The 7,779-nt window shown below is 76.3% G+C and carries 2 protein-coding genes and 1 pseudogene; all 3 read right to left on the bottom strand.

Translation table 11 applies throughout. The features are described from left to right. Positions 1-1,205 (bottom strand): MDR/SDR family oxidoreductase (locus WA788_RS36165; RefSeq protein ID WP_443034145.1); only part of this gene is annotated, 1,205 nt, incomplete at its 3' end. A gap of 30 nt (positions 1,206-1,235) precedes the next feature. Beyond that, a pseudogene (locus tag WA788_RS34825) lies at positions 1,236-5,375 on the bottom strand (type I polyketide synthase); the annotation flags it as partial. Between the two features lie 27 nt (positions 5,376-5,402). Then, positions 5,403-7,779, bottom strand: a 2,377-nt coding sequence (locus WA788_RS34830; protein WP_335984382.1) for a beta-ketoacyl reductase, incomplete at its 5' end; no start/stop codon positions are given.

The following is a 7,779-nucleotide window of genomic DNA, read 5'->3' on the forward strand; positions in this document are numbered from 1 at the left end:
AACGAGGCCAGCTCCGCCACCAACTCCTCAGCCCCAGGCGCCGAAAGCCCCCGCCGCGACACCAGCACCAGATCCCGCACCCCGTGCACCGCCACCAGATGCCGCGCCAACACCCCACCCAACCCGCCCGTACCACCCGTGACCAGAACCGTTCCCCCACCCACCAGCTCCTGACGCACCGTCAGCACAATCTTGCCGACATGCTTCGCCTGACTCATGAACCGGAACGCCTCCGGCGCCTGCCGCACCTCCCACTCGGTGACGGGCAGCGGTGTGAGGCGGCCGTCGCGGAAGAGGCCGGCCAGTTCGCGCAGCATCTGCTGGAGGCGGTCCGGGCTCGCCTCGACCAGGTCGAACGAGCGGTAGCGGACGCCGTCATGGCGTGCGGCGACCTCGTCGCTCCGCCGCAGGTCGGCCTTGCCCATCTCCACGAACCGGCCGCCGCCCGGCATCAGCCGCATCGACGCGTCGATGAACTCACCGGTCAGCGAGTTCAGTACGACGTCCACGCCCCGGCCGCCGGTGGCCCGCCGGAAGGCGTCCTCGAAGTCCAGGGTGCGCGAGGACGCCACGTGCGCGGCGTCGACGCCGTGTTCCCGCAGCAGTTCGCGTTTGCCGTCGCTGGCGGTGCTGTACACCTCGGCGCCCAGGTGGCGGGCCAGTTGCAGCGCGGCCATGCCGACGCCGCCCGCACCCGCGTGCACGAGGACCCGTTCGCCCGACCGCAGTCCGGCCAGGTCCACCAGCGCGTAGAAGGCGGTGAGGAACGCGGTCGGCACCGACGCGGCCGTGGCATAGGACCAGCCCGCCGGGATCGGCGCGACCAGCCGCCGGTCGACGACCACGGCGGAGCCGATCCCGCCGTTGGTGATGCCCATGACGCGGTCGCCGGCCCGCAGGTCCGCCACGTCGGCGCCCACCTCGGTGACGACGCCCGCGACATCGCTGCCGAGCGGCTCATCCGGGTCGGGGTACATGCCCAGCGCGTTGAGTACGTCGCGGAAGTTCAGCCCCGCCGCGCGCACCTCGATCCTGATCTCGCCGCCGGCCAGCGGGCGTTCGGCCGCCGGGAAGGGTACGAGCCGCAGGTTCTCCAGGGTGCCCTTGGCGGTGGAGTCCAGGTGCCAGGCACCGCCGCCGTCCGGTACGGCGAGGCTGGGCTCGACCCGCGCGAGCCGGGCGCCGTGCACCGCGCCGCCCCGCACCGCCAGTTGGGTCTCGCCGCTCGACAGGGCCGCGGCGAGCGGGCCCGCGGTGACGTCCGCGGCCGGGTCGGCGTCCACCAGGGTGATCCGGCCGGGGTGTTCCGCCTGCGCCGAGCGCACCAGGCCCCAGGCCGTGGCGGCGGCCAGGTCGGCGACCGTCTCGCGCGGTCCGGCGGCGACGGCGCCGCGGGTCAGCACCAGCAGCCGTGAACCGGCGAACTCCGGTTCGGCCAGCCAGGTCTGGAGCTGTGCCAGCAGCCACTGGACGCAAGCGTGGGCGGTCTCGACCACGGGCCCGTCCTGCGCCGCCACGGCCAGCACGAGGGGGCGGCCGGGCGCCGGGCGCACCTGTGCCAGGCCGGAGTGGACGGGCACACCCGGCAGCCACGGCACCTCGGCGCCGGGTCCGGCGGCCACGGGGCCGAGCACCGTGTCGAGGCCGCCGGCCGGTTCGTTCTCCCCTGCCGCGGGCGGCAGTTCGGTCCACTCCACGGTGAGGACCGTCTCGTCCCGGTGCTCCGCGGCGGTCAGCGTCTGCGGGGTCAGGGGGCGCATCACCAGCGAGCCCACCGACAGCACCGGGCCCCCGGCGGGGTCCGCGACCTGGACCGCCAGCGTGTCCGGCCCGGTCGGCGTCAGGCAGGCCCGTACGGCGGTGGCGCCCGCGGCGTGCAGCGCCACGTCCGCGAAGCTGAACGGCAGCCGCCCGAACTCGGCGGGCGCCAGGTCCGCGAAGAGGCAGGCGTGCAGCACCGCGTCCAGCAGCGCCGGGTGGATGCCGAACGCCCCGGCCCGGCCCCACTGCTGCTCGGGCAGGGCCACCTCCGCGTACACCCGGCCCTCCAGCCGCCAGGCGCGGGTCAGGCCCTGGAACGCCGGGCCGTAGGCGAAGCCGCCGTCGGCGGTCCGCTCGTACACGTCGGCGGTCGCCAGCGGCTCGGCGCCGGGCGGCGGCCACACCCCGGCCAGGACGTCGAACCCGTCCGGGTCCGTGGCCGCGCCGTCCACGGCGCCGGCGGCGTGCCGCACCCACGGCCGGTCGCCGCCGCCGTCGGGGCGCGCGTACACGGTGACCGGGCGCTGGCCGTCCTCGGGCGCGCCCAGCACCACCTGGACCTGGACGCCGCCGCGCGCGGGCAGCACCAGCGGCGCTTCCACGACGAGTTCGCGCACCCGGCCGCACCCGACGACGTCGGCGGCGTGGACGACCAGCTCCACGAAGCCGGTGCCGGGGAAGACCACCAGGCCCCGTACGGCGTGGTCGGCCAGCCACGGCTGCGCGGTGGCCGACAGCCGCGAGGTGAAGACGACGCCGCCGCCCTCGGGCGAGGAGAGCACCGCGCCCAGCAGCGGGTGCCGGACCTCCTCCAGGCCCGCGGCCGTGACATCGGCCGCCGCCGTGCCGCCCTCGGGCCAGTAGCGGCGGCGCTGGAACGCGTACGTCGGCAGGTCCACCCAGCCCGGCCCGCGCCCGCCCAGCAGGTTGTCCCACGCGACCGGCACGCCGTGGGCGTACAGGTGGGCGGCGGACAGCAGCAGCCGGGCCGGGCCGCCTTCGCCGCGGCGCAGCGTGCCGGTGACCACGGCGCCCTCGCCGAGGGTGTCCTGCACCGGCACGGTGAGCACCGGGTGCGGGCTGATCTCCACGAAGACGGAGTAACCGGCCGCGGCCAGCGCCCGGTTGGCGTCCTCGAAGCGGACGGTCTGCCGCAGGTTGCGGTACCAGTAGGCGGCGTCGAGGCCGGTGGTGTCGACCGGTTCGGCGGTGACGGTGGAGTACATCGGCACCGCGGACGGCCGGGGGGCGACGGGGGCGAGGTCGGCGGCCAGGCGCCGCTCGATCCGCTCGACGGCGGCGGAGTGCGAGGCGTAGTCCACCGGGACGCGCTTGGCGCGGACACCGGCGGCCTCGCAGTGGTCGAGGAGCGCGGCGAGCGCGTCGGGCACGCCGGAGACGACGACGGAGCCGGGGCCGTTGACCGCCGCGACGGACAGCTGCTCGCCCCAGCGGCCGAGCAGTTCCCGGGCCTGCGCCACGGGCAGCGGTACGGCCACCATGCCGCCGTCGCCGGCCAGTTCCTCGGCGATGGCGCGGCTGCGCAGGGCGACGACGCGGGCGCCGTCGGCGAGTGACAGCGCGCCGGCGACGACCGCGGCGGCGATCTCGCCCTGCGAGTGGCCGACGACGGCGGACGGGCGCACCCCGAGTTCCTGCCACACCCGGGCCAGCGACACCATGACCGCCCACAGCGCGGGCTGCACCACGTCCACGCGGGCGAGCAGCTTCTCGTCGTCCAGGGCGTCGAGCAGCGACCAGTCGGTGAACTGGGCGAGCGCGTCGGCGCATTCGCCGAGGGCCTGGGCGAACACCGGTGAGGCGGCCCGCAGTTCGGCGGCCATGCCGACCCATTGGGCGCCCTGCCCGGGGAAGACGAACACCGGCTTGTGGCGGCCGGGCTCGGCGACGCCCTCGGCGACAGCGGCGGACGGCTCGCCTGCGGCCAACGCCCGTAGCGCGGAAGTCAGTTCGCCGCGGTCGGCGCCGACGGCCACCGCGCGGTGGTCGAACTGCGAGCGGTGGTGCAGCAGCGCGTGCGCCACGTCGGCCGGGTCGGCGGCCTCGTCCTGTTCGACGTACGCCAGCAGCCGGCCGGCCTGTGCGGCCAGGGCCGCTTCGGTGTGGCCCGACAGCACCCACGGCAGGGCGCCGGTGACGGCGGGCGCGGCGGCGTCGGGGGCCTCCGGGGAGTCCGGGACGTCCGGGGCGCCGTCCTCTTCGGTGGCGGCCGGGGCGGGTGCGGCTTCGAGGATGAGGTGCGCGTTGGTACCGGACACGCCGAAGGACGAGACACCGGCGCGGCGCGGGCGCCCGGTCTCCGGCCACGGCTGCTGCTCGGTGAGCAGCCGCACCTCACCCGTGCTCCAGTCCACGCGCTTGCTCGGCTCGTCCACGTGCAGGGTGCGCGGCAGCGCGCCGTGCCGGATGGCCTGCACCATCTTGATCACGCCCGCGACGCCGGCGGCGGCCTGCGCGTGGCCGATGTTGGACTTGATGGTGCCCAGCCACAGCGGCCGGTCGCCGGGACGGCCCTGCCCGTAGGTGGCCAGCAGCGCCTGCGCCTCGATCGGGTCGCCGAGCACGGTGCCGGTGCCGTGCGCCTCGACGGCGTCCACCTCGGACGGGGCGAGCGAGGCGGCCGACAGCGCCTGCCGGATCACCCGCCGCTGCGAGGGGCCGTTGGGCGCGGTCAGGCCATTGGACGCGCCGTCCTGGTTGACCGCGCTGGAGCGGACGACCGCCAGCACGCGGTGCCCGTTGCGGCGGGCCTCCGACAGCCGCTCCAGCACGACGACGCCCGCGCCCTCCGACCAGCCGGTGCCGTCGGCCGCCTCGGCGAACGCCTTGCAGCGGCCGTCGGGCGCGAGGCCGCCCTGCCGGGTGAACTCCACGAACCCGGCCGGGCTGACCGCGACATTGACGCCGCCGGCCAGCGCGAGCGAGCACTCCCCCGAGCGCAGCGCCTGCCCGGCCCAGTGCATCGCCACCAGCGAGGAGGAGCACGCGGTGTCCACGGTCACCGCCGGACCCTCCAGCCCGAGCACGTACGACAGCCGGCCGGAGATCACCGACAGCAGCCCGCTGGTCATCCGGTGGCTCTCGGTCTCCGGCAGGCCGCCGATCGCCTCCACGTACCCCGAGGAGGACGCGCCGACGAAGACACCGGTGGCGCTCCCGGCCAGGGCCGCCGGGTCGATCCCGGCGTGCTCCAGCGACTCCCAGGCCACCTCCAGCAGCAGCCGCTGCTGCGGGTCCATCGCCAGCGCCTCACGCGGCGAGATCCCGAAGAAGCCCGCGTCGAACTCCGCCACCGCGTCCACGAACCCGCCCTCGCGGGTGGAGGTGGTGCCGGGCGCGCCCGCCGGGTCGTACAGCGCGTCGACGTCCCAGCCGCGGTCGCCGGGGAAGCCATCCACCGCGTCCGTGCCCGAGGCGACCAGCTCCCACAGGCTGTCCGGGCCGGTCACCCCGCCCGGGTAGCGGCAGGCCATGCCCACGATCGCGAGCGGCTCGTCGCGCCGGCTCTTCATCTCGTTCAGCTGCCGCTGCGCCTCACGCGAGTTCGCCACGGCCGTCTTGAGGTAGGAACGCAGCTGTTCTTCAGTGGCCATTGAAGGAAAGTCCTCGAATTCCCGTTGTCACTCGTGGTCGGCGGTGGACGAAACGTCGGACATCCAGCTGCTTTCCTGGTCGACCATGGAGAACAGCTCCTCGTCGGAGGCGGCGTCGATGTCGTCGCGCCGCTCAGCGGCGGCCTCCTCGAAGGCGCCGAGCACCTGGCGCAGCATCGCCTCCAGGTCGTCGCGGACCCCCGGATCGGCGGCGAACTCCCGCAGCCGCGCCCCCAGTTCGCCCAGCCCGACCGGCGCGCCCCCGCCACCACCGCTGCCGCCGCCCAGCTCACCGGCGAGGTGGTCGACGAGCTTGTACGGGTTCGGGTGGTCGAAGACGAGTGTCGCGGGCAGCGCGAGGCCGGTGCGCCGGCTGAGCCGGTTGCGCAGCTCGACCGCGGTCAGCGAGTCGAACCCGGCGTCGCGGAACGCCTGCGCGGGGTCGACGTCCCGGGCGCTGTCGTGGCCGAGCACGGCCGCGGTGTGCTCCCGGACCAGGGCGAGCAGTTCCTCCCGCCGCTCCTCCGCCGGCAGCGCGGCCAGCCGCCGGGCGAACCCGGCGTCCGCGGCGGCCGCCTCGGTGCCGTCCAAGGCGGCCGGGTCGGCCGGGGCCGCCTCCGGGAGCAGGGCGAACAGGTGGCTCGGGCGGGCCAGGGTGAAGGCCGGGACGAAGGTGGACCAGTCCATGTCGGCGACCGTGACCAGGGCTTCGTCGTCCTCGACGGCCCGTTGCAGCGCGGCCACGGCCAGGCCGGGCGCCATCGCGGAGACCCCCAGCCGCGCCAGGTGGTCGTGGGCGCCGGAGCTGCCCGCGGCCATCCCGACCTCCGCCCAGGTGCCCCAGGCGACGGACGTCGCCGTACGGCCCCGGGCGCGCCGGTAGGCGGCGAGGCCGTCCAGGCAGGCGTTGCCCGCCGCGTAACCGCCCTGGCCGCTGCCGCCCCACGAGGCGGCGCCGGAGGAGAACAGCACGAACGCGTCCAACTCCATGTCGGCGGTCAACTCATCCAGCAGCAGCGCCCCTTCGGCCTTGACCCGCAGCTCGGCCGCGAGCCGTTCGCACGTCATGTCCGCCAGCGGCGTGAACGCGTTGCCGACGCCCGCGGCGTGCACCACCGTCCGCAGCGGCAGGTCCGCGGGGACCGCGGCGAGCACCCCGGCCATGGTGGCCCGGTCGGCGGCATCGCCCGCGACCACGCTCACCCGCGCACCCGCGGCCTCCAACTCCGCCCGCAACTCCCCGGCGCCCGGCGCCTCCGGACCCCGCCGGGACACCAACACCAGGTGCTGCGCACCCCGTTCGACCAGCCACCGCGCCACATAACCGCCCAGCCCCCCGGTACCACCGGTGACCAGGGCCGTACCGCCGGTCGTCCACGGCTCGACCGAGCCGTCCCGGGCCGCGGCGTGTACGAGGCGGCGGGCGAGCACCCCCGAGGCGCGTACGGCGAGTTGGTCCTCGCCGTGGCCACCGGACAGCACCGCGGACAGCCGCGCCGCCACGGTCGCGTCGACCTCCTCGGGGAGGTCGACCAACCCACCCCACATCTGCGGCAGTTCGAGCGCCGCGACCCGGCCCAGGCCCCAGATGCCGCCCTGCCACATCCCGTCGACCGCCTCGCCCGGCCGGGCCGCGACGGCCGCCCGGGTGACCACCCACAGCGGGACGGCCAGCTGCGAACGCCGCAGCTCCTGCACCAGGCCAAGCGTCGCCGCCGGACCGTCGGCGCCGGTGGGCGGCAGCCACACCACGGCGCTGTGGCCGGCGCTCTCGGCGGCCAGCCGCCCGGCGTCGGCCGCGTCGGCGGCCAGCACCGTGACGCCCTCACCCAGCGCCTCCACCACGCCGAGAGCCCAGGCGTCCGCCCCGGCGGGCAGCACCGCCAGCCACCGGCCCGCCGCGCCGTCCGCGCCGTCGTCCGCGCCGTCCGCGTCGTCCGCGCCCTCCACCGCGGCGGCGTCGACCGGGACCCACTGCTCGCGGTAGTGCCAGTCGTCGGCCGTCATCTCGCGGCGGCGCCGCTCCCGCCAGTCCAGCAGCGCCGGGGCGACCTCGGCCGCGACCTCGTCGGCCACACCGAGCGCACCCGCCAGCCCGCCGCCCTCGACGGACTCCCAGAACAGGGCGTCCAACGGGTCGCGGCCCGCTTCCGGCGCGGCGACGGGCGCCTGCGGCCAGTAGCGGCGCCGCTGGAAGGCGTACGTCGGCAGGTCCACCCAGGCGGCGGGCCTGCGGTCGCCGAACAGGGCGTCCCACGTCACCGGGACGCCCTGCACGAACAGGTCCCCGGCCGCCAGCAGCGCGGTCCGCAGGCCCTCCCGGTCCTTGCGCATCAGGGCCACCGCGACCGCGTCCTCAGCGTTGGCCTGGGCCAGACCGGCCACGACACCGTCCGGCCCCGCG

This window comes from Streptomyces sp. CA2R106 (genome assembly GCF_037034245.1).
Classification (GTDB): domain Bacteria; phylum Actinomycetota; class Actinomycetes; order Streptomycetales; family Streptomycetaceae; genus Actinacidiphila.